The following is a 21,241-nucleotide window of genomic DNA, read 5'->3' on the forward strand; positions in this document are numbered from 1 at the left end:
CAGGATAAAGTCAAACTAATATCTTTTAAAAAGAAAAAGTTCAGACAACTTGAAAATGTCTGAACTTTTATCAAATTTGTATAATCAAAAAATAGTCAACCTATTTTAGGACTAGTCAATGCAGTAAGTATTTACTCCTTACCTATGCTGTCCATCTCGTTTGTTTTGTTGTATACGTACTGTATTGATTTGTCGAATGCCATGATTGGATAGAAGATAACCCCAAGGAATAACAGCCCTAATGTCCAACCTGTATCTTTGCCAAATGCTTTTGAAAGCCCGTTTATCATCATAATAGCAAATACGATGTTAACAATCGGGATAAGCAGCATCAATAGCCACCACCATGGCTTCTTAATGATTTCCAGAAGAACCAACGTACTGTAGATTGGGATAAGAACCGCCCATCCAGGCTTTCCTGCTTTTTCATAAATTTTCCATTGGCTTACAATCATTAGGATGGCAATAGCGCCAAAAAACAAAAAAAAGCCTGTTCCGAAATTTTCCATGTTAAAAGTTTGTTAATGGTTAATATGACGAATATATAAATTTTTGAAACACAACCAAATGCGATATATTCTTTTTGCAACTTTATAAAAATTCCCACTAATTTTTGCTTCAAACTAAATTATATGCAAGGAAAACGCATATATAACAAATAATCCATATCGGCGATTAGGGACTGTCAAAAGTGCCTTATGCGGGCTATAAAATCATCGTCAGGGCCACTCTTTTCCGCGCCTCATCCACCTCAACTACTTTTACGGTAACGTGTTGGTGCAGCTTAACTACCTCATTTACATCACTTACGAAGCCTTCCCTGAGTTGCGAGATGTGTACCAGCCCGCTTTCCTTGATGCCTACATCCACAAAGCAGCCAAAGTTGGTAATGTTATTCACAATGCCGGGCAGCACCATACCGGTGCGGAGGTCTGCCATGGTTTTTACATTCGGGTCGAACTCGAAAATTTTGGCTGATTTACGGGGATCCAAACCCGGTTTTTCGAGCTCTTTAAGGATATCTTTGAGTGTGAGCAAGCCGATATTTGGGGTAGCGTAATGCGATATTTGAACCTTCGCAATAGCATCCTTGTTCGAGACCAGGTCGGCCGTTTTTAATTTCAGGTCTTTCGCCATTTTTTCGACGATAGGGTAGGCTTCCGGATGGACGGCCGAATTGTCCAACGGGTTCTGCGCATTTGGGATGCGGATGAACGCCGCCGACTGCTGGTAGGCCTTTTCCCCCAGCCTTGGGACTTTCTTCAGCTGCCTGCGGTCTTCAAACGGGCCGTTCTCCGCGCGGTAGGCCACGATGTTCTCGGCCAGCTTCTCGCCGATCCCCGACACATAGCCCAACAGCGACTTGCTTGCCGTGTTGATGTTCACCCCCACCGAGTTCACGCAGCGCATTACTACGGTGTCCAGCTCGTCCTTCAGCATGCCCTGGTCCACGTCGTGCTGGTACTGGCCTACGCCGATGGCCTTAGGGTCGATCTTTACCAGTTCGGCCAGCGGGTCGCTCAGGCGTCGGCCAATGGACACTGCGCCCCTCACCGTCACGTCATAACTGCCGAACTCCTCCCTCGCAATCTTCGAGGCTGAATAGACCGATGCGCCGGCCTCACTCACGATGAATACCTGCACGGGCTTGTCCCATGCTATCTTTTTGATGAAATGCTCCGTTTCACGGCTGGCGGTGCCGTTGCCTATGGATATCGCGTCGATTTTGTAGGCGTTGACCATTGAGCGCAGCTTTTTCATGGCGGTGGCCGACTCGTTTTGCGGCGCGTGCGGGTAAATCGTCTCGTTGTACAGCAGGCCGCCGTTCTCGTCCAGGCACACGACCTTGCAGCCCGTGCGGAAACCGGGGTCGATGGCCAGTATGCGCTTTTCGCCCAGTGGCGGTGCCAAAAGCAATTGCTGCAGGTTGGCGGCAAACACCTGTATGGCTACGGCATCGGCTTTGGCCTTGGCTTCCTGCATCACCTCGTTGGATATGGCCGGGTTCAGCAGGCGCTTGTAGCTGTCGGCAACGGCGAGCTTCAGGTGGGTGGCAGTATCCCGGTTATTCTTTATGATATTCTGCTCCATGAAGTCGAGCACCTCATCGTTATCGACTTCTGTCTTTAGCTTGATGAAGCCCTCGTTCTCGGCACGCAGCATGGCGAGCAGGCGGTGGGAGGGAGCCTTGGCCAGGTTTTCGCTCCAGTCGAAATACTGTTCGAATTTTTTGGCCTTCTCATCCTCCTTGCCGGCCTTGGTGACTTTCGTTGTAACAGCCGCTTTGCGGCCGAAAATTTTCCGGAGCGACTTACGGATGTACACATTCTCGTTGATCCACTCCGCGATGATGTCGCGCGCGCCCTGCAACGCCTCGTCCTCATTCGGCACCTGGCCGTTCAGGTATTTGGAGGCGATGAAATCCACATCGTCAGCGTTCTGCGCCATGATGATCTTTGCCAATGGCTCCAGGCCTTTTTCGCGGGCCACATCGGCGCGGGTCTTCTTTTTCTTTTTGTAGGGCAGGTAAAGGTCCTCTAACTCGGTAAGGTCGAAGCTGGCGGTTATTTTCTGCTCCAGCTCTTTGGTCAGCGCATCCTGTTCAGCTATGCTTTTCAGTATGGCCTCTTTGCGCTTTACAATGGCCTCATACGCCTGGCTGAGCTTTGCGATCTGCTCGATAACCACCTCATCGAGGTTGCCGGTCATGTCCTTACGATAGCGGGCAATGAACGGTATGGTGCAGTCTTCGGACAGCAGTTGCAGTGTGGCTTCGATGCTTTTGGTATTGGCAGTGACTTGTGCGGCAATGTATTGGAGGTTGGTCATGGGGTAAAATTTAGGAAGGCGACAAACTAAGCAGATTGTCGCCTGATATTAAACTGGATCAATGTAAGTGTTATCGGCGATCTGTTAGTCAAACTGCTTTTTGATCAGGTCAGCATAATGAACAAAAACAGGCCTGTACACGTCGTTGAACTTTTGTAACTGGCTTTTATTAAGTATCTGGAAACCGTAATCGTCGGCAAACAGAACTTTGATGGTTTGTGCAGTGCCCTGTGCTACCACAATCCTGAAGGGAAGCTTAAACGGGTTTATATTGAGCCATCCGCCTAAGGTTGCATCCTCGTTTTTGCCCGAATAGGCAATGATGCCGTCCTGTACGTTGTCGATTATCCTGAAGTTGTTTTGGGCCAGCACTTGCTTAATTTTCAAAAGTGCGGCCTCGCTAAATGGTATGGGAAGGTCAACCTCATAATTGGCTTTGCCCGGCTTCAGCCCGGAAATACTGTTCCTGCCGTCCTGGCCCCGGCGCCTGGCCTTGCCCCTTATTATGAAAATAACAATAATCAGTGCGACAACTACCGCGACTCCGATGTAGATAAAAATGGCGTTCATACTTTGATTTTATGTACGCAAACTTAATAAAGTTTTTGGATTTTCAGGGCGGACCGATATCCGGTTTGGATTGCAACTATGGAGAAAAAGTTTTTGGGGTGGGAGAGGAGTGGTGGGAAATTTTGTAAGTTTAGCTTCTTTTAATCATAAGGATGAAACCTATTTAGGATGAAAGTATTTTTATTGTTATTGGATTCGCAATTGCTTAATCTTATTTTTATGGAATTATTTTGAAGATAATAAATCAGGCGATGAAAATGATAAAAAATTTCTTTTGACTGGAGGTCATTCCGGGTATATTTCATTTCTGCTATCGGATTGTTAATGCGCTTTATGAGATTATAAGAAGATTAATATCGTAATTTTTAGTACACATACATTTTGTAGTTATAATAAAATGCCACTTAATACCCATATTACCTCTTACATCCAAACACATAAATACGATAATTATTTTAACTACGATCTTGCTGTGGATTGGGCCATTATGCTCTTGGAAAATGGTCTTGAAACCCCAAACCTATTGATGCTGGCATCGTTTGGACCTCCCATTGAGTCGCGGGAAATTAGTCCCTATATTGCCGCAGTGTTAAAGGATATGGGCTTACAGTTACTGGAAGGGGACGAGGCTCTAAGCGTAATATTGAGATATTATTCTACTGAAATTATTTTAAACAATTCGCTGCGCAATAACCTTGGGCGCTTACATAAGTTGGCGATGGAAAAAGATTTGCCTCCGGATCTAATGCCTTTTTATCTTCTGTACTATGCATGGGACGATCTTGACTACGGAATTGATTTTACAGGTTATTATCCTGGTGCCACCCTTGAAAATATCGAATCTCTGTTAAAGAAGGAGGCTTTCGAGTGGCTTGACAGGAATTAACTCTTCTTTATAAAAGGGCACGACTATACTCTTGCCGGATAGTCCTCCCCCCAGCCCCCTCCCACGGAGGGGGCGACGAAACGTAACACTCTTGCTGAATATAGCATCAAAATACTATGCAATTGAATTTATCCCTCACCCTCGACCAGCTCGAAAACACCGATTGGGGCGAACCTACCTACAGCTCCTACCTGGTGCGTACCTGCCATGCGCTGCGTAAAAAGCCGTTACAGGACTTTACCATCGAGGACCTTCGCATTATGATCGGGCAGAACATTTCATTGGAATACCTGATGCCGCTGGCCATCTTGGAGCTTAGCAAAAACATTCTTGCCGAAGGTGATTTTTATGAGGGCGACCTGCTTAAAGTGGTGCTTTCCGCCGAAGGCGGTTTTTGGGAAAAACACCCCGGAATGGGGGAGAGGGTAGCAACGATTTACCGGCAAAATGAGGCGGTTATTGAGGCGTCCATAAGCCGGAAAGAGTTAAAAAAGGCATTTGAGGGGTTTGTCCTCCCCCCAGCCCCCTCCCAAAGAGGGGGTGACGGAACGTAACACTCTTGCCTGATACGCGGTGCGGCTCTTCCATTCCGATGGTAGGAGTAATCTCAAATGACAGTACGTTACACTCTTGCCGGTAGACCTCACCCCCAACCCCTCTCCAAAGGAGAAGGGAGGAGCTGCACTCTTGCCGGATAGTCCTCCCCCCGACCCCGGCCCAAAGAGGGGGTGACGGAATGTAACACTCCTGCCTGATACGCTGTGCGGCTCTTCCATTCCGACGATAGGAGGAATCTCGAATGCAGTACGTAACATTCTCGCTGTATAGTCCTCCCCCGGGCCCCCTCCCACGGAGGGGGTGACGGAACGTAACACTCTTGGATACGCAGTGCGGCTCTTCCATTCCGACGATAGGAGGAATCTCGAATGCAGTACGTTACACTCTCCGGTAGACCTCACCCCCGGCCCCTCTCCAAAGGAGAAGGGAGTAGCTGCACTTTTGCCCATTAGTCCTCCTCCCGGCCCCCTCAAGTTGCTTCATCATTCTTCCTTAGTAACAGCAAAAAAAAAATTAGGAAAATTAATTATGAATAAGATTTTTTTCTACATTTGGCACTACCAACGATGATTAAAAGCGATTAAATCAGCCCAACTATTAATTATTATCTTCTAAACCATGAAAAGTATTTTTACCGTAACTACCTTATTTTTATTTTTACTTAATGTTGCTGCGCAGGAGCGTGTGAATGGCACGAAGCCTGCATTTTCAGCGGAATCGGGCAAACTGGAATCTGCTACCGGGTGGGCTTTTAATACTGCCGACCAGGAATGGGTGGATTACCCGAATATGATCAGTAGCGATAAAGGTTATAAAGGCAAATATGTAAGTTCCATGAATGGCACGGCCCAGTCAATGACGGATCAAAGCTTTTTAAGCATCCAGACCAAGGCACTGAACTATAAAAACAAAAAGTATTTTGTAATCCTCGTGGAAAAATGGGAAGGGCGGCAGAAATACTCCCACAGCAGTTATTCTACAATTCAGGAAACCATAGCCTATATATACACTGACAAGGAATATACTAAAATCCTAAACCTCGCAAAGCCGGTCAGCATTAAAACTAACATGTCGGTAAGGATAGTGTCTTCTGATCTAACCGAGACAGGTTTAATTTCGGAAATCCACAAAAAAATCGATGACCCTTACAAACCATCAGATTCTTATATTTTCAATGTAATGAAATCCACCGAAGGCAAAATAAGGTTTTACTTGCCGGAAAAATTCGGTTATTCAGATATACATGATTTTAAAAGTGAGTACTTTGAAACTGAACCGGAAAACTTTAATAAAATAGTTTTAAAGTAAGTTTATTGTTGCAGCAGTTCTCAGCAGGATGGGCCCAACCCAACACCTCAAATTGCTTCGTCATTCTTCCTCGCAACGACAGGTGGTGTCGGAGCGTAATCACTCCTGCCGGTAGACCTCACCCCCAACCCCTCTCCAAAGGAGAAGGGAGGAGCTGCACTCTTGCCGGATACGCGGTGCGGCTCTTCCATTCCGACGATAGGAGGAATCTCAAATGCAGTACGTAAAACCCTTGCTGTATAGTCCTCCCCCCAGCCCCGTCTGTGGGAGGGGGTGTCGGAACGTAACACTCCTGCCGGATATGCAGTGCGGCTATTCCATTCCGACGGTAGGAGGAATCTCAAAATGGCAGGACGTTACACTCTTAACGGTAGACCTCACCCAAGAAGGAAAGAGAGTCGTTACATTCCTCCTGCGATTTGTTCCACTAAAAAATTTAAAATTAATTCCGTACTTTTGAAGTAATAATTATCTGCTATGGATTTACAAACCAGGAAAATAGAATTTGTACAGGAGTTCCTCAAACTGGACGATGAGGAAACTATTGCAATTTTAGAAATTGTGATGAGACAGCAATTTTCCCATAATGAGGATACTTTCAAGCCTATGACTATTGCCGAACTCAATACCAGGATTGACAGATCTGAAGATGATTTCCGGAACGGCCGGTATAAAACCAGTGCTGAATTATTGGCCAAATATAAGTAATGGCTTATTCCATAATCTGGTCTGATGCTGCCGAAACAGAATTAGACAAAATTTTTGAATATTATTCTGAAAAGGCAGGCCTGAGAATTGCGTTAGCCATTATACAAAAGATTTTGTTTGAGGCTGACATGCTATTAATTGACCCCGAAACCTATCCACTGGTAGGTGCTTTGCTAAACAGGGAAGAGACATACCGCTTTATCATTTGCGGTAATTACAAACTTATTTATTCGGTTGATGAACCAACCCAACTGATCAAAATTGCCGATGTTTTTGACACAAGGCAAAGTCCGTTTAAAATAATGCGGACAAAATGATTTGTACATAACATAGTCAATGCTCCCTCGGCCAACTCGAAAACACCGATTGACGAACAGACCTCACCCCCAACACCTCTCCTTTGGAGAGGGGAGGAGCTACACTCTTGCTTGATAGTCCTCACCCCGGCCCCTCTCCAAAGGAGAAGGGAGAAGCTGCACTCTTGCCGGATACGCAGTGCGGCTCTTCCATTCTGACGATAGGAGGAATCTCGAATGGCAGAACGTAACACTCTACCGCATAGTCCTCCCCCCGGCCCCCTCCCACGGAGGGGGTGACGAAACGTAACTTACCGGATACGCAGTGCGGCTATTCCATTCCGACGGTAGGAGGAATCTCAAGTCCTCATCCTTTAATAGAGATTTCTTCGCTTCGCTCCGGTCGAAACTTAACGCAGTGGTTCGGCGAAGTCAAATGACGGAACGTAACACTCTTGCTGTATAGTCCTCCCCCCGGCCCCCTCCCAAAGAGGGGGTGACGGAACGTAACACTCCTTCTGGTTAGACCTCACCCCCAACCCCTCTCCAAAGGAGGGAGGAGCTGCACTTTTGCCGGAATAATTATTACAATAAAAAAACACTGACCAGTCATGTATTGACTAAATCAGTGTTTATACTATCCGTGATGATACGCTAATCAGCGGTCATCCGTGTTCCTTTAACTTAGCACGATATCTTATCTACCCGTTGCTGGTGCCTGCCGCCTTCAAAAGCTGTATTCAGGAACGTATCTACCATGTCTACTGCCTGGTGGATGGCAGTAAAGCGGGCCGGGATGCTGATGATGTTGGCATTGTTATGCTGGCGCGCCAGCGCCGAAATTTCTTTGGTCCAGCACAGTGCGGCGCGTACTTTCTGGTGCTTATTGGCCGTCATGGCCACACCGTTGCCGCTGCCGCAGATGATGATGCCGAAATCTGCCGTGCCGTTCTCAACGTCGGTAGCTACGGGGTGAACGAAGTCGGGATAGTCTACACTGTCAAAGGTATCAGTACCGTGGTTGATCACTTCATACCCTTTGTCTTCAAGGTATTTTACGATGGCTTTTTTGTAGTCGGGGCCTGCGTGGTCGTTGCCGATGGAAATTTTCATTGTAATGGAGTTATGTTGTTGGGGCAAAGGTAGGGAATTAGAGCCTCACCCCCAACCCCTCTCCAAAGGAGAAGGGAGCAGCTTCACTCTTGCCTATTATCCCAAATATGTTCACTATAAGGTTAAAAAAATCACATTAAAATCTGTTCAATTCCATTCTCCCGTGTTTCAAGAATGTAATGTTCTAATACCTCCTTAAAAATCAATTATTTACACAACCATTACATTTTACATGCCTAACAATATAGTACTAAATATGTTAAAATACTATACTGTTGATAAATATAAAAATACCCTGAAAATAAAGCGTTTGTATTTTAACAATTATTGTTGATAACTAAAAATGAAAAAAGAGAAGTTTTTTCAGGATTGGACAGAATTTTTTCTAAGGCGAAATGCAAACCACATTTCCAAATTTATTTCTTACAATTTTGTTGGAATGTTATGAAAAGGTTAACACGATTTATTAACAGGAATTAACAAACTTACTTATCACAAATCGGTATCGTAAAGCAGAAATTAACCATTGTTGATAACCTGTCACGAAAATTACGAAATCACTTCATTTTAATCTGTTTACGTTTTCTTAACATTGTTGACACCTTTGTACAACTTTATATAAGTTGTAAGAAGCGGTGTTTACGTAAAAAGTTATTGGCACTATTAACAAGCAATCATAACCATCAAAAATTTTAAATTTTAAAAAATCTTTTTTTGTTGTTTTTAATAACTGTTGAAAACCTTTTCAGCTTTCAGACGATTTTTAAATTTTGGTCGGAGGTAAACTGGTCAAGGATCTCTTTTACGGTGTCGAGGTCGTTGGGGTGCACTTTCAGGCGGATGCCCCCGAAAGCGTGCGAGTACATGGGAGCTATGCCGGCCATGGCTTCATTTTCGAAATAATGGTTGATGCCCGCTTCCTGCAGCAGGTGTTTTATAACGGTTATTTCGTGTGGGTAGGTAAAGACTGCGGCGGTAACGAAGTGGTTCATGGTGCTGTATTATTACGTAAAGCCTGCATAAATTTACGTATTTAAAAGTTATTATTTCATTAAAGGTAGGGACTTATCTGATTGTTCTTCGTAATTTTCAGCCATTATTTAAGAAAAATTATGAGCAGAAAGAACGGAAAACCGTCAGCTAAAAAGGAAAAGGACTTTTCCAGGAAGATTTACAAGATACTTGCCAAAGACCCAAACAAGTCATTCAACTACAAACAGATAGCCGCAATACTGGAACTTGACGATACCAAAAGCAGGAACGAGATCATTAAGGAACTGAAGATTCTCGCCTCGCAGGAACAGATCGAGGAGATTGACCGCGGAAAGTATAAAGTGATATCCAAAGCTGATTATGTAGAAGGCACAATAGACATGACAAGCAGGAAAACTGCCTATTTTGTTTCGCCCGACCTTGAGGACGATGTATTTATCCCGACCAATAACCTGAACAAGGCCCTTGATAAGGACAAAGTAAAAGTGTACATATACAACCGCCGCCGTGGCAGAAGGCCTGAAGGCGAGGTAGTAGAAATACTGGAACGCCACAAAACGGAATTCGTTGGCGTTATCGACATACAGAAGAATTTTGCCTTTGTGGCAACCGCCAACCCAAAGATGTACACCGACATCTTCATCCCTAAGAATAAATTGGGCGAGGCTGAAAACGGCGATGTCGTGCTGGTGAAAATGGAAGACTGGCCGGCCAAAGCAGACAGCCCTTTCGGGGAAGTGATCCGCGTACTGGGCAAGCCGGGCGAGCACAATACCGAGATCCACGCGATCCTGGCCGAATACGGATTGCCGTATGATTTTCCTATTGATGTAGAGGTATTTGCGCAAAAGCTGGATACCGAAATACATGAGGAGGAAATTGCCCGAAGGAGGGACATGCGCAAGACGCTGACCTTTACCATTGACCCAAAGGATGCCAAGGACTTTGATGATGCATTATCCTTTGAAAAGCTGGACAACGGCAACTATGAGATAGGCATCCACATTGCCGATGTTTCGCATTATTTGCAGGAAGGGACAATACTGGATGAAGAGGCCTACAAGCGGGCCACATCGGTATACCTGGTAGACAGGGTAGTGCCGATGCTCCCTGAGGTGCTGTCGAACTTTGCATGTTCGCTGCGCCCGCATGAGGAGAAATATACCTTCTCGGCAGTGTTTGAGATCAATGAAAAGGCTGATGTAGTAAACCAATGGTTTGGGCGTACGGTCATTTATTCGGACCAGCGCTTTGCCTACGAAGAAGCACAATACATCATAGAAACGCAGAGCGCCACCATACCGGCCGAAGTATCCCTGACCGGGGAAACCTATACCATAAGCGAAGATATTCGCAATGCAACGCTTAAAATGAACGAGCTGGCTAAAATCATGCGCAGGAAGCGAATGGCCAACGGCGCCATTTCCTTTGATAAGGTTGAAGTGAAATTCCACCTGAATGAACAGGCCGAGCCAACCGGAGTGTACTTCAAGGAGGCTAAAGATTCTAACCACCTGATCGAGGAATTCATGCTTTTAGCTAACCGGAAAGTAGCTGAATTCATTGGCAAACAAAAGAAAACATTTGTATACCGTATCCACGAGGAACCGAATGAGGATAAGTTGATTGCCCTGCAAACAGTGATATCCAAATTTGGCTACAGCATCAACTTCAAATCCAAGAGCCTGATATCAAAATCACTGAATACGTTGTTACAGGACGTGCAGGGCAAAAAGGAGCAGAACCTTGTAGATACCCTCGCCATCCGAAGTATGAGCAAGGCCAAGTATTCTACCCAAAATATTGGGCATTACGGGCTTGCGTTTGATTATTATTCGCATTTTACCTCTCCCATACGCCGTTACCCGGATGTAATGGCGCACCGATTGCTGCAGTATTACATTGACGGAGGGAAATCGGTTGATGAGGAAACGTATGAAGTGATGTGTGCCCACTCCAGCGATATGGAGAACCTGGCCGCCAGTGCCGAGCGTGACAGTATCAAGTACATGCAGGTAAAATATATGCTTGACCATAAGGATGAGGAATTCCTGGGTGTTATTTCCGGTGTGACCGAATGGGGTATTTATGTGGAAATTGTGTCGAATAAGTGCGAAGGCATGTGCCGTATCCGCGAAATAAGGGACGATTATTACACTTTTGATGAGAAACAGTATGCATTGGTAGGCGAGGTAACGCACAACATCCTGCAGCTGGGCGACGAGGTTTACGTAAAAGTAAAGAACGCCGACCTGGTTAAGAAACAGCTTGATTTTACTTTTTTAAAGAAAAAAGGGGAGTAAATTTAGTTTGTCACTTCGAGCGCAGCCGGGAAGAAAAAATAAACGGAAACGCCGCATTTCGACTGCGCTCAATGTGACATTTCCGTTTATTTTTTCAAATGTATAAAAACCAAAACTGTAACACTGGCGTACTTTTTGAGTCTTTATTAGAAATTTCGAATACCTATTCAAAAAACAGAGAGTATGAAAAAGTTTATTGTAATCGCATTTTTAGTGCTGGGGCAAATGCTTTCGGCACAGATAACCAAAACGATAGGGGAGTTTACCACTATCCGCGCCTTTGACCAGATCGATGTAACGCTGATAAAATCGGATAAGAATGAGGTGATCATCAACGGTTCGCGTAAGGATGATGTAGAAATCGTTACCAAGAACGACGAATTGAAAATCCGTATGAAGCTGACCAAGCTGCTTAAAGGAGAAGACGTTAGCGTTACGGTATATTACACAGGAAAGATCAATCAGGTAGAAGCCAGTGAAGGTGCCAGGATAGCATCGCAGGATAAATTTATTTCTACTGCATTTGAACTGAATGCTAAAGAAGGTGCTGAAATAAAGCTAAACCTTGAGGTACAAAAACTGAAATCGAAAGCAAATTCAGGAGGCATACTTGATATTTCGGGCACGGCAGGCAATCATGATGCTTTGGTAACTTCGGGTGGTATTTTAAGAATGAGGAGCCTGGAAACCAACCAGACTGCCATAACCATCAATGCCGGGGGCGAAGCTGATGTGTATGCAAGCGAATATGTTGAAGCCAAAACAAGGGCAGGAGGCGATATCAATATTTACGGCAACCCTAAGCAGGTAGACCAAAAAGAGTTTGCCGGTGGCAGGATAAAGATAATAGGACAATCACAATAAGTATTTTAACACAGGATATAAATCCGGTTACAGGAAATTTTTACTTGTAACCGGATTTTTTTATGCAAACTGTAACATTGTAAAATGTTTGAGGTCTTTTGTTTTAAATTAATATTTCAATATAAAAAAAAACAACATTATGAAAGCATTATACTTAGCAGCAGCCCTTGTGGCATTCCAGTTTGCATCGGCACAAAAAACACAGGAACTTAAAGATTTTATAAATGTTGCCATTAAAGGTGATATCCAGATGAAGCTCGTGAAAAGCAATACCAATAAAGCAGTTTATGAAGCAGGAGATGATGAACTGACCATTGAACAGGACGGAAACAGTGTAGTTTTTGATGGGGATGGCATGGTAACATTATATTATAAAGGCGAACTGGAAGGCATTGCTGCCGGTGCTGATACGCAGGTAGCAGGATCGGATGAGATAAAAGGCAAGTCGTTTAACCTGGCTGCCGCTGCCGACAGCCAGGTGAGCCTGAAGCTGAATGTACAATCGCTTATGCTGGCTGCAGGTTCGGATGCCCAGGTAAGCATTAAAGGTAAAACAAAAGAAATGACGGTTACCATAGGGTCTGACGCTGAGCTCGATGCAAAAGACTTTGTAGCTGAAGATGCCATGGTTACCATAGGGTCAGATGGCCAGGCCGAGATACAGGTGAAAGGTGCGGTTACCGCCACGGTAGGATCTGACGGGCAGCTGACCATATACGGAAACCCTAAAAAAGTGAATGAAACCAAGGGTTCTGACGCAGAGATAACACTGGTAAAATAATTTTTTTTAATAGTAGTTGAAAGGCCCGGGAGCGATATGTTTCCGGGTTTTTTGTTTTATTCAGTACTGGTTTTTACCACAAGGATCACAAAGTTTTTTCACAAAGTACACAGGTTAGACACTTTTTGAAGGGCACAAGGTTACGCTTCGCTTTGTGCTCCTTATACGTACATCTTTGTGACATTAGCGTAATTCCTTGCGACCCTTGTGGTAAAATAAAAAGAGATGGCCTGCCATTATGATTAATCCGTGCTCCAAAAAAATAACTGTTTTTATTTAAAAATTTAAAATTGTAACTTGCCTTCTTAATCGTTACTTAATGTTAGAGGACATTTTCAGCGCTATTCCGCTTGGTTTTTTCCTGAGTGTCATGCCCGGCGCCGTATTTTTTGTATTGCTGGAAACCAGTGTTATTAAGGGCTTTAGGTCGGCCGTGGCGTTTGATCTTGGTGCTATCACTTCAGATATTGTTTTTATTCTCATTGCTTATTTCAGCAGCTACAAGCTACTGGAAAAAATAAAGGACGAACCTGCCCTGTTCATCTTTGGAGGGCTTATCATGCTTACGTATGGGCTGATTTCCTTCTTTAAAATAAGGAAAACCTCAAAAAACGAACTTATAGACGATGCCTCCCGGGATATTATCAAAAAAGATTATTTCAGCCTCTTTGCAAAAGGTTTTTTACTCAATTTCATCAATATTGGTGTGCTGGGTTTCTGGCTGGCCATCATCATTACCTGGGGCCCGCAACTGGATCTCAAACCATCAAGGATATTTATTTTCTTTACTTCCGTAATTGCAACATATTTCATTATCGATATTGGCAAGATAATGCTGGCCAAGCAGCTGCGCAGCAAGCTTACCATGAAGAATATCACCAAGATAAAGCAGGGCATAAGCATTATCCTGATGGTTTTTGGCTTGGCGCTTTTGATACAGGGATGGTTTCCAAAAGAGAGTACTAAAATGATTGAGCAGTTTGAAAACCAGGCTGCTGCTGAATGATTTCAGATTTTTGATTAACCACCCCGCCTTTCAGGCACCCCTCCATGGGAGGGGAAAAGCTACACCCGGATGATCTGAAACTGTAAACTTTGTAACTTTGTATTTCAATAAATAAACTCAAAATGGGCACTATAAAACTCCAAAATATACGCACCTTTTCCTACCACGGTTGCCTGGTTGAGGAAAGTAAAATTGGGTCTGATTACAGGGTTGATCTTGAAATAAAGGCAGATCTCCGTAAATCCATGGAAACCGATGAACTGGCCGATACTGTAGATTATGTTCAGCTGAATAAGATTGTAGTAGAAGAAATGGCCATACGCTCCAAACTCCTGGAACATGTGGCACAGCGCATCGTGAAAAGAATTTTTAGCGAATTGCCAGAAGTTTCAAGGATAGTCCTTTCAGTTTCAAAGCTTAACCCTCCCATTGGTGGTGACGTAGAGGCAGTAACCATCCAGCTGGAAGAATACCGTACCTGATTTTTATTGCACTTTATATTGATTTTTCTTGCGTTAGTGTAAAATATATGTAAATTTGCCATCCATATTTATGGCATCTTGGCCGAGGGGCTAGGCACAGGTCTGCAAAACCTGCTACAGCGGTTCGAATCCGCTAGATGCCTCATAAAAGCTGTCTGCAAAGGCAGCTTTTTTTGTTTTTTCCGGGTTTACTCAACTCCAAACCCTGAACTCCAAACCTGAAACTTTAAACTAAGTACCTCAGAAACTTTTTACTATTTTTGCACTTCATACAAAAAAACTATGTCAACTGAAGAAAGGTCGCTCAATTTCATAGAGCATATCATTGAAGAAGATTTAACTAACGGACTGCCCAATGACAAGCTGCGTTTTCGATTTCCGCCGGAGCCGAATGGCTACCTGCATGTGGGCCACGCCAGCGCCATTTGCCTGAACTTTGGGCTGGGGCTAAAGTACAACGCGCCTGTAAACCTGCGTTTTGACGATACCAATCCTGCCAAGGAAGAGCAGGAGTATGTAGATGCGATAAAGAAAGATGTGCAATGGCTTGGCTATGAATGGGCTGAGGAACGCTATGCGTCCGACTATTTCCAGGAACTGTATGACTGGGCCGTGGAGTTCATCAAAAAAGGAGTTGCCTATGTTGACAGCCAGTCGTCGGAAGAGATGGCGAAGCAAAAGGGCACTCCCACACAGCCCGGTACCAACAGCCCTTACAGGGACCGTTCTGTAGAAGAAAACCTCGACCTTTTTGAACGCATGAAAAATGGAGAATTCCCGGAAGGTACGCATATCCTTAGGGCGAAGATCGACATGGCATCGAGCAACATGCTGATGCGCGACCCCATCATGTACCGGATACTCCATGCGCACCACCACCGTACCGGCGATAAATGGTGCATTTACCCGATGTATGACTGGGCACATGGCGAAAGCGATTATATCGAACAGGTATCACACTCACTGTGTACGCTGGAATTCCTGCCGCACAGGGAACTTTACGACTGGTTTCTTAACCAGATATATGACAGCGCGAAAGTGCGCCCTAAACAGCGCGAATTTGCCCGCCGCAACCTGAGCCATACTGTGGTTAGCAAGCGTAAACTGCTGCAATTGGTAACCGAAGGGCATGTAACCGGCTGGGACGACCCGAGGATGAGTACCATTTCCGGTATGAGGAGAAGGGGTTACCCGCCAATGGCTATCCGTAATTTTGCCGACACCATAGGCATCGCCAAGCGTACCAACCTTATCGATGTATCGCTGCTTGAATTCTGCGTAAGGGAAGAGTTGAACAAGACCGCACCGCGTGTGATGGCAGTGCTTGACCCTGTGAAACTGATAATTACTAATTACCCGGAAGGACAGGAAGAATGGCTTGAAGCAGAGAATAACCCTGAAGACGAAAGCGCAGGTTTCCGAGAAGTGCCTTTTTCACGTGAATTGTACATTGAGCGTGAAGACTTTATGGAAAATGCCAACAGCAAATATTTCCGACTGACTTTAGGAAAAGAAGTACGACTTAAGAATGCTTACATCATCAAAGGCGAAAGCGTGGTTAAGGATGCCGATGGCAACATTACCGAAATACACTGTACCTATGATGCCGACAGTCGTAGCGGCAGCGGCACTGAAGCCAGCATGCGCAAGATAAAGGGTACTATCCATTGGGTATCCATACAGCATGCTGTTACTGCTGAAGTAAGGGTGTACGACAGGCTTTTCAGCAACGAAGCACCGGACGGTGACAAGGATGTGGACTTTAAAACGTTCATCAACCCTAATTCATTGGAGGTCATTACAGGATACCTGGAACCAAGCCTGAAAAGCGCTGAGGCGGGGGAGAGGTACCAGTTTCAAAGGCTTGGCTACTTCTGTGTAGACCCGGATACTAATGCCGAAAAGATTGTTTTCAACAAAACGGTCGGGCTTAGGGATACATGGGCGAAAATCGAGAGTAAGGAGTAATCCATTTTTTATAAAAGAGTGAAGACCGATAGTTAATAGCTATCGGTTTTTTATTATAGATTATTCTGATTGATTTCTGATTGAAAACGAATATTTCTAATTATTGTTTTTTGTAATGATTACATCAAAAATGATTAGTAATAACTATTAAAAGCAACCTCCACACGTTCGATTTAAGATAATAATTTTTGTAGGAAATAAAAGTGTTCGCCTACAAGCGAAAAAACGCAGCAAATCGCTTTATTTTTAGTTTTCACATTCTTTAGCGTTCAATTAACTACACATTAACATCCTACAAAAATTTATTTGCCGTATCTTTATAAAAAGAAATTATTAATTCAAAAAAAGAAATATTATGGCTGGTAAAACAGGAACTATAGTGGCCGTGCTTGCAGGCGCGGCAGTTGGAGCAGCATTAGGAATTTTGTTTGCCCCGGATGAGGGATCTAAAACAAGGAAAAAAATCAGGGATGGTGTTGGCTCTAAAGCTGACGAGATAAAAGATAAGCTGAGTGACCTTACTGAAGCTGTAAAAAGCAAATTCGGTGGCGCTAAGCAAGATCTTGAATCTACCCTTGATAACCTTGTTTCAAATGTAGAAAGCAAAAAAGATGAGATCATCGATGCCCTTGAGCGCAAACTGGAAGAGCTGAAAAGCAGCAAGGCAGCAGCTGCCAACGGAAACTCCGCTGGCGGTAAATAATTTATGGACAGCATGGCATTTGAAGAAGTAAAAGATAATGTGGAAGACCTTAAAAATGAGGCAAAGCGTCTTATTGACGCCAATGTAAAGTACTACAAGCTGTGGGGCTTTAAGATACTCATGAAGTCGACTACCATGATGCTGAAGATTATTCTTCTTGCGCTCATGCTGGCTATTGTTACCATATTTTTTTCCATTGCAGCAGCTTTAGCCATTGGCTACTGGCTCGATAATTTTGCCTATGGCTTCCTTATCGTAGGTTTCATTTACCTGGTAATGGCAATAGTGGTATACTACGTTCAGGATAAAATTGTAGAAGGCCCGATGCTTTCGCGCTTTTCAAAAATATTCTTAAAGAAATACTAGCCATGAATTCAACAATATATCACTCTTACGACGAAATCAACAGGGACCTTGAGATTTTGAAAGTAGAGAAGGATCTTGCCTATGCACGGCTTATGAAAGACCTGGAGGAGACAAAAGACAGCCTGGCACCGATGAACCTGATTGGGGAAACACCACGTAAAGTGCTGGGCGTCCTCGGGCTCTTATCCGGGCCGCTGAAGAGTGCTGCGCTGACATGGCTGTTTAAAAAGATATTTTAATGGGGAGGGGAGAATGAAGAAAAAGCCGCTGACATTACATCAGCGGCTTTTTGATTACTCTCCTTTTTTCTTTACCATTCTTTTTTCACGGCGTACTTCCATGAACGCTTTCAGTTCGCTTTCGTCCAAAAAGGAATCCTTATTCGTGTCGATAGCGGCAAAGTTCTCTTTTAGTTTTCCTTTTGGAGACTTTTCAGCCTCAGCCATGCTTATCTTCCCGTCATTGTCAGTGTCAAGCCTTTTGATCATTTCTTTTCTCCTGTTTTCCGGTTTTTCTATTTCCTGCGCTACAGCAGCTGTAGTACCGAATAGTGCTGCCATTATAAAAGCAGCTGCAAATTTACCTTTCATACCATTATGTTTTTTGATTTAGTGGTTAGACAAAATTTTCAGGCCTGGGTTTAAAGGTATTATAAATTTTAACATGCCCTTGCCTGAAATAAAATTTTGGGCATAAAAAAAACCGCTGATTATCTCAGCGGCTTCGAACTATTCTGTTGGGGTTTCGTCAGGAGTTTCGTCTGTTGGAGGCTGCTGCCAGTTCTTCTTCCTTTCGTCCTCTAGTTTTTTACGGTTGCCTTTCTTGATGGCTTCACCCACCTGGTTGGAGGCAGTGAACGATGCCACCATGTTGTTGAGCATGTCGCTGCCGGCCTGCGGTGAGTTGGGCAATAGTATAAGGTTGGAGTTGGTATCACTGCCTATGGCCTGTAACGTATCGTAGTGTTGCGTCACCACAATAAGCGCTGACGCTTCCTGCGAGTTGATGCCCACTTTGTTCAGCACATCTACGCTTTCTACCAATCCGCGCGCAATTTCGCGCCTTTGGTCGGCTATACCCTGTCCCTGCAGCCTCTTGCTTTCAGCTTCGGCCTTGGCTTTGGCCACAATACGTATACGCTGTGCTTCAGCTTCATATTCTGCTGCCGATTTCTCCCTGTCAGCAGCGTTGATGCGGTTCATGGCGTGCTTTACCTGCGGATCCGGGTCGATGTCGGTGATCAGCGTGTTGATGATGTCGTACCCATAGCCAGCCATGGCTTCGTTAAGCTCTCGTTTCACGGCAATAGCTATGTCATCCTTGCGTTCAAATACGTCATCCAGCTTTAGTTTTGGTACTTCGGCACGTACCACGTCAAACACATACGAAGTAATTTGGTCGTGCGGGTACTCCAGCTTATAAAAGGCATCGAATACTTTCTCCTGGATTACCTTGAACTGCACTGATACCTTCATTTTCACGAATACGTTCTCCTTCGTCTTGGTTTCAATGATAACGTCCAGCTGCTGTATCTTAAGGTTGACACGCCCGGCTATGCGGTCTACGATCGGTATTTTCAAATGAAGGCCCGCCTGCCTGATACTGTGGTATTTTCCAAAACGCTCAATGATAACAGCCGTTTGCTGCTTGACCGTAAAAAAGGAGGAGAAAAAAATGATTACTGCAAGAAATAGCAATACATACAAAAAAATGTTTTCCATAATGTTGTTTTAATTGATTTGTGGTAAGGTACGAAATTCTCACGATTATCCAACTGTTAGATCTCGTGTCATTTGGCTTCGCCGAACCACTACGTCAGGTTTCGACAGGAGTTTGAGGAGTGGGGCAACCTCCATTATGTAAATGAAAAGAGATTTCTCCTGCGTAGAAATGACTAACGCAACGAGAAATCTCTTACTCTTTGTTGTAATACTATTTCAGGCTTTCAATAGCCTTTCTTATCCTGGCAATCGTTTCTTCCTTTCCTATAAGGGCGATGATGTCAAACAGGTGCGGGCCTTTCATGGCGCCTACAAGGCTCAAACGCAGCGGCTGCATCACCTTGCCCATCCCGATGCCGTTTTCTTCCATCCAGGCCTTTGTAACGGTCTCTACATTGGCAGAAGAGAAGTCCAGTGTATTGCCCAGCACGCTGATAAGCTGTTCCATAAGTTCAGCAGTGTCCGGTTTCCAGTTCTTCACGGCCTTTTCGTCGTACGATTCAGGCGCAACAAAAAAGTAATCCGTCAGTTCCCAAAGCTCACTGGCGAAAGTCGCACGTTCCTTTACCAGGCGTACGGCTTCTGTAACATATTCTGTTGGCTTATTGATGCCTTTCTCCAGCAGTACTTGTGATAACTGCTGCGCCAAAACCCCATTGTCCTGCCTGCCGAAATACTGGTGGTTGAACCACTTGTTCTTTTCCGGGTCGAATTTGGCGCCTGCCTTATGTACACGCTCCAGGTCGAAAAGGTTTACCAGTTCGTCAAGCGTAAACAGCTCTTGGTCGGTGCCGGGGTTCCAGCCCAGCAGTGCCAGGAAATTAATCACCGCTTCCGGGAGGAAACCGTTTTCCCTGTAACCTGATGATGTAGTGCCGTCAGGGTTTTTCCATTCCAATGGGAATACCGGGAAGCCCAGTTTGTCGCCATCCCGCTTGGACAGCTTTCCGTTGCCCACAGGTTTCAGTATCAATGGCAGGTGGGCAAACTGCGGCGCTTCCCATCCGAAGGCTTTGTACAAAAGCTCGTGGAGCGGGAGGGAGGGCAGCCATTCCTCACCGCGGATCACGTGGGTGGTTTCCATCAGGTGGTCGTCCACAATGTTGGCCAGGTGGTAGGTAGGCATGCCGTCGCTCTTGAAGAGCACTTTATCGTCGAGCAGGTTGGTATCGAATTTTATGTCGCCACGGATGATGTCCTTCAGGTGCAGCGTTTCGCCTACAGGTGTCTTAAAGCGGATCACGTAATGCTCACCGGCATCAAGGCGCTTTTGCACTTCTTCTTTGGATAGTACAAGAGAGGTATCCAGCTTTTCCCTGTTGGTATGGTTGTAGATGAAGGTCTTCCCCTCGGCTTCGTCTTTTTTGCGCAGTTCATCCAGCGCTTCAGGTGTATCAAAGGCATAGTACGCCCATCCGGAATTGATCAGCTCCTCAGCGTAGGCACTGTATATCGCTTTTCTTTCGCTTTGGCGGTAGGGGCCAAAAACACCTTCTTTGCCAACACCTTCATCAAACGGTATGCCCAGCCAGTTGAGGGCTTCGATGATGTATTCTTCCGCTCCGGGAACAAAACGGTTTTGGTCGGTATCTTCTATCCTTAGGTAGAAAACCCCGCCATGTTTCTTGGCAAACAGGTAATTGAAAAGGGCGGTCCTTACACCGCCGATGTGTAACGGCCCGGTTGGGCTTGGCGCAAAACGCACACGGACTTGCTTTGGCATTGTTGTTTAATTTTGGGTGCAAAGATAGGGGAAAGAAGTTGCAAAGTCATAAAGTCATAAAGT

At 44.8% G+C, this 21,241-nt stretch carries 22 protein-coding genes and 1 tRNA gene; 15 read left to right on the plus strand and 8 right to left on the minus strand.

Annotated elements, in window-relative coordinates; genetic code table 11:
- Nucleotides 1–131 precede the first annotated feature (131 nt).
- From OGH69_RS15405 to OGH69_RS15415, 3 genes are all read right to left on the minus strand, one after another.
- The gene (locus OGH69_RS15405; RefSeq protein ID WP_265175383.1) at nt 132–509 is read right to left on the minus strand and encodes a DUF5684 domain-containing protein; all 378 of its coding nucleotides are present in this window, start codon (nt 507–509) and stop codon (nt 132–134) included.
- Nucleotides 510–705: 196 nt separating this feature from the next.
- Complete coding sequence (locus OGH69_RS15410; protein ID WP_265175384.1) at nt 706–2,829, minus strand: Tex family protein; 2,124 nt, start codon at nt 2,827–2,829, stop codon at nt 706–708.
- A gap of 84 nt (nt 2,830–2,913) precedes the next feature.
- Entirely contained in the window at nt 2,914–3,399 is a 486-nt protein-coding gene (locus tag OGH69_RS15415) for a hypothetical protein (protein WP_265175385.1), read from the minus strand.
- A 397-nt stretch (nt 3,400–3,796) separates the two neighbouring features.
- Between OGH69_RS15415 and OGH69_RS15420 the strand changes: the two genes are divergently transcribed.
- The 5 genes from OGH69_RS15420 to OGH69_RS15440 all read left to right on the plus strand — a co-directional run bounded on the left by OGH69_RS15420 (nt 3,797) and on the right by OGH69_RS15440 (nt 7,176).
- On the plus strand, nt 3,797–4,285 hold the full coding sequence (locus tag OGH69_RS15420) for a hypothetical protein (RefSeq protein ID WP_265175386.1): 489 nt from the start codon (nt 3,797–3,799) through the stop codon (nt 4,283–4,285).
- A 122-nt stretch (nt 4,286–4,407) separates the two neighbouring features.
- Nucleotides 4,408–4,839, plus strand: a complete 432-nt coding sequence (locus OGH69_RS15425) for a contact-dependent growth inhibition system immunity protein (RefSeq protein WP_265175387.1) — start codon at nt 4,408–4,410, stop codon at nt 4,837–4,839.
- 622 nt (nt 4,840–5,461) lie between these two features.
- Complete coding sequence (locus OGH69_RS15430) at nt 5,462–6,151, plus strand: hypothetical protein (protein WP_265175388.1); 690 nt, start codon at nt 5,462–5,464, stop codon at nt 6,149–6,151.
- 477 nt (nt 6,152–6,628) lie between these two features.
- A complete protein-coding gene (locus OGH69_RS15435; RefSeq protein ID WP_265175389.1) occupies nt 6,629–6,859 on the plus strand; it encodes a hypothetical protein in 231 nt (76 codons plus the stop codon).
- On the plus strand, nt 6,859–7,176 hold the full coding sequence (locus OGH69_RS15440) for a type II toxin-antitoxin system RelE/ParE family toxin (RefSeq protein WP_265175390.1): 318 nt from the start codon (nt 6,859–6,861) through the stop codon (nt 7,174–7,176). Before OGH69_RS15435 ends, OGH69_RS15440 begins: the two co-directional genes overlap by 1 nt.
- 663 nt (nt 7,177–7,839) lie before the next feature.
- Here the strand turns inward: OGH69_RS15440 and rpiB are convergent.
- A complete protein-coding gene (gene rpiB / locus OGH69_RS15445) occupies nt 7,840–8,268 on the minus strand; it encodes a ribose 5-phosphate isomerase B (RefSeq protein WP_265175391.1) in 429 nt (142 codons plus the stop codon).
- A gap of 752 nt (nt 8,269–9,020) precedes the next feature.
- Nucleotides 9,021–9,260, minus strand: coding sequence for a DUF2007 domain-containing protein (locus tag OGH69_RS15450; protein ID WP_265175392.1), 240 nt, complete (start codon nt 9,258–9,260; stop codon nt 9,021–9,023).
- 120 nt (nt 9,261–9,380) lie between these two features.
- Between OGH69_RS15450 and rnr the strand changes: the two genes are divergently transcribed.
- The 10 genes from rnr (at nt 9,381) to OGH69_RS15500 (ending at nt 17,973) form a co-directional block, all read left to right on the plus strand.
- Nucleotides 9,381–11,564, plus strand: a complete 2,184-nt coding sequence (rnr, locus tag OGH69_RS15455; RefSeq protein ID WP_265175393.1) for a ribonuclease R — start codon at nt 9,381–9,383, stop codon at nt 11,562–11,564.
- 183 nt (nt 11,565–11,747) lie between these two features.
- Nucleotides 11,748–12,428: a head GIN domain-containing protein gene (locus tag OGH69_RS15460; protein ID WP_265175394.1), complete on the plus strand. Its 681-nt coding sequence runs from the start codon at nt 11,748–11,750 to the stop codon at nt 12,426–12,428.
- 139 nt (nt 12,429–12,567) lie between these two features.
- Nucleotides 12,568–13,209: a DUF2807 domain-containing protein gene (locus OGH69_RS15465; RefSeq protein ID WP_265175395.1), complete on the plus strand. Its 642-nt coding sequence runs from the start codon at nt 12,568–12,570 to the stop codon at nt 13,207–13,209.
- A gap of 319 nt (nt 13,210–13,528) precedes the next feature.
- On the plus strand, nt 13,529–14,215 hold the full coding sequence (locus OGH69_RS15470) for a LysE family translocator (protein WP_265175396.1): 687 nt from the start codon (nt 13,529–13,531) through the stop codon (nt 14,213–14,215).
- 122 nt (nt 14,216–14,337) lie between these two features.
- Nucleotides 14,338–14,697, plus strand: a complete 360-nt coding sequence (gene folB / locus OGH69_RS15475) for a dihydroneopterin aldolase (protein ID WP_265175397.1) — start codon at nt 14,338–14,340, stop codon at nt 14,695–14,697.
- Nucleotides 14,698–14,769: 72 nt separating this feature from the next.
- Nucleotides 14,770–14,840: transfer RNA gene (locus OGH69_RS15480), tRNA-Cys, on the plus strand.
- A 139-nt stretch (nt 14,841–14,979) separates the two neighbouring features.
- Entirely contained in the window at nt 14,980–16,665 is a 1,686-nt protein-coding gene (locus OGH69_RS15485) for a glutamine--tRNA ligase/YqeY domain fusion protein (protein WP_265175398.1), read from the plus strand.
- Between the two features lie 355 nt (nt 16,666–17,020).
- Entirely contained in the window at nt 17,021–17,368 is a 348-nt protein-coding gene (locus OGH69_RS15490; RefSeq protein WP_265175399.1) for a YtxH domain-containing protein, read from the plus strand.
- Between the two features lie 3 nt (nt 17,369–17,371).
- Complete coding sequence (locus tag OGH69_RS15495; protein ID WP_265175400.1) at nt 17,372–17,734, plus strand: competence protein; 363 nt, start codon at nt 17,372–17,374, stop codon at nt 17,732–17,734.
- 2 nt (nt 17,735–17,736) lie between these two features.
- The gene (locus tag OGH69_RS15500) at nt 17,737–17,973 is read left to right on the plus strand and encodes a DUF6327 family protein (RefSeq protein ID WP_265175401.1); all 237 of its coding nucleotides are present in this window, start codon (nt 17,737–17,739) and stop codon (nt 17,971–17,973) included.
- Nucleotides 17,974–18,027: 54 nt separating this feature from the next.
- On the opposite strand, the gene OGH69_RS15505 is transcribed toward OGH69_RS15500, so the two are convergent.
- From OGH69_RS15505 to gltX, 3 genes are all read right to left on the minus strand, one after another.
- A complete protein-coding gene (locus tag OGH69_RS15505) occupies nt 18,028–18,324 on the minus strand; it encodes a hypothetical protein (RefSeq protein WP_265175402.1) in 297 nt (98 codons plus the stop codon).
- 138 nt (nt 18,325–18,462) lie between these two features.
- A complete protein-coding gene (locus tag OGH69_RS15510) occupies nt 18,463–19,455 on the minus strand; it encodes an SPFH domain-containing protein (protein WP_265175403.1) in 993 nt (330 codons plus the stop codon).
- Between the two features lie 211 nt (nt 19,456–19,666).
- On the minus strand, nt 19,667–21,178 hold the full coding sequence (gene gltX / locus OGH69_RS15515; protein WP_265175404.1) for a glutamate--tRNA ligase: 1,512 nt from the start codon (nt 21,176–21,178) through the stop codon (nt 19,667–19,669).
- Nucleotides 21,179–21,241 lie beyond the last annotated feature (63 nt).

Source organism: Flavobacterium sp. MFBS3-15, from assembly GCF_026107645.2.
Classification (GTDB): domain Bacteria; phylum Bacteroidota; class Bacteroidia; order Flavobacteriales; family Flavobacteriaceae; genus Flavobacterium.

What these genes read in the sequence shown, in the direction of transcription:
- OGH69_RS15405 (WP_265175383.1), bottom strand. Translation starts at nt 509, where the DNA reads ATGGAAAATTTCGGAACAGGCTTTTTTTTGTTTTTTGGCGCTATTGCC.
- OGH69_RS15410 (WP_265175384.1), bottom strand. Translation starts at nt 2,829, where the DNA reads ATGACCAACCTCCAATACATTGCCGCACAAGTCACTGCCAATACCAAA.
- OGH69_RS15415 (WP_265175385.1), bottom strand. Translation starts at nt 3,399, where the DNA reads ATGAACGCCATTTTTATCTACATCGGAGTCGCGGTAGTTGTCGCACTG.
- OGH69_RS15420 (WP_265175386.1), top strand. Translation starts at nt 3,797, where the DNA reads ATGCCACTTAATACCCATATTACCTCTTACATCCAAACACATAAATAC.
- OGH69_RS15430 (WP_265175388.1), top strand. Translation starts at nt 5,462, where the DNA reads ATGAAAAGTATTTTTACCGTAACTACCTTATTTTTATTTTTACTTAAT.
- OGH69_RS15435 (WP_265175389.1), top strand. Translation starts at nt 6,629, where the DNA reads ATGGATTTACAAACCAGGAAAATAGAATTTGTACAGGAGTTCCTCAAA.
- OGH69_RS15440 (WP_265175390.1), top strand. Translation starts at nt 6,859, where the DNA reads ATGGCTTATTCCATAATCTGGTCTGATGCTGCCGAAACAGAATTAGAC.
- rpiB (WP_265175391.1), bottom strand. Translation starts at nt 8,268, where the DNA reads ATGAAAATTTCCATCGGCAACGACCACGCAGGCCCCGACTACAAAAAA.
- OGH69_RS15450 (WP_265175392.1), bottom strand. Translation starts at nt 9,260, where the DNA reads ATGAACCACTTCGTTACCGCCGCAGTCTTTACCTACCCACACGAAATA.
- rnr (WP_265175393.1), top strand. Translation starts at nt 9,381, where the DNA reads ATGAGCAGAAAGAACGGAAAACCGTCAGCTAAAAAGGAAAAGGACTTT.
- OGH69_RS15460 (WP_265175394.1), top strand. Translation starts at nt 11,748, where the DNA reads ATGAAAAAGTTTATTGTAATCGCATTTTTAGTGCTGGGGCAAATGCTT.
- OGH69_RS15465 (WP_265175395.1), top strand. Translation starts at nt 12,568, where the DNA reads ATGAAAGCATTATACTTAGCAGCAGCCCTTGTGGCATTCCAGTTTGCA.
- OGH69_RS15470 (WP_265175396.1), top strand. Translation starts at nt 13,529, where the DNA reads ATGTTAGAGGACATTTTCAGCGCTATTCCGCTTGGTTTTTTCCTGAGT.
- folB (WP_265175397.1), top strand. Translation starts at nt 14,338, where the DNA reads ATGGGCACTATAAAACTCCAAAATATACGCACCTTTTCCTACCACGGT.
- OGH69_RS15485 (WP_265175398.1), top strand. Translation starts at nt 14,980, where the DNA reads ATGTCAACTGAAGAAAGGTCGCTCAATTTCATAGAGCATATCATTGAA.
- OGH69_RS15490 (WP_265175399.1), top strand. Translation starts at nt 17,021, where the DNA reads ATGGCTGGTAAAACAGGAACTATAGTGGCCGTGCTTGCAGGCGCGGCA.
- OGH69_RS15495 (WP_265175400.1), top strand. Translation starts at nt 17,372, where the DNA reads ATGGACAGCATGGCATTTGAAGAAGTAAAAGATAATGTGGAAGACCTT.
- OGH69_RS15500 (WP_265175401.1), top strand. Translation starts at nt 17,737, where the DNA reads ATGAATTCAACAATATATCACTCTTACGACGAAATCAACAGGGACCTT.
- OGH69_RS15505 (WP_265175402.1), bottom strand. Translation starts at nt 18,324, where the DNA reads ATGAAAGGTAAATTTGCAGCTGCTTTTATAATGGCAGCACTATTCGGT.
- OGH69_RS15510 (WP_265175403.1), bottom strand. Translation starts at nt 19,455, where the DNA reads ATGGAAAACATTTTTTTGTATGTATTGCTATTTCTTGCAGTAATCATT.
- gltX (WP_265175404.1), bottom strand. Translation starts at nt 21,178, where the DNA reads ATGCCAAAGCAAGTCCGTGTGCGTTTTGCGCCAAGCCCAACCGGGCCG.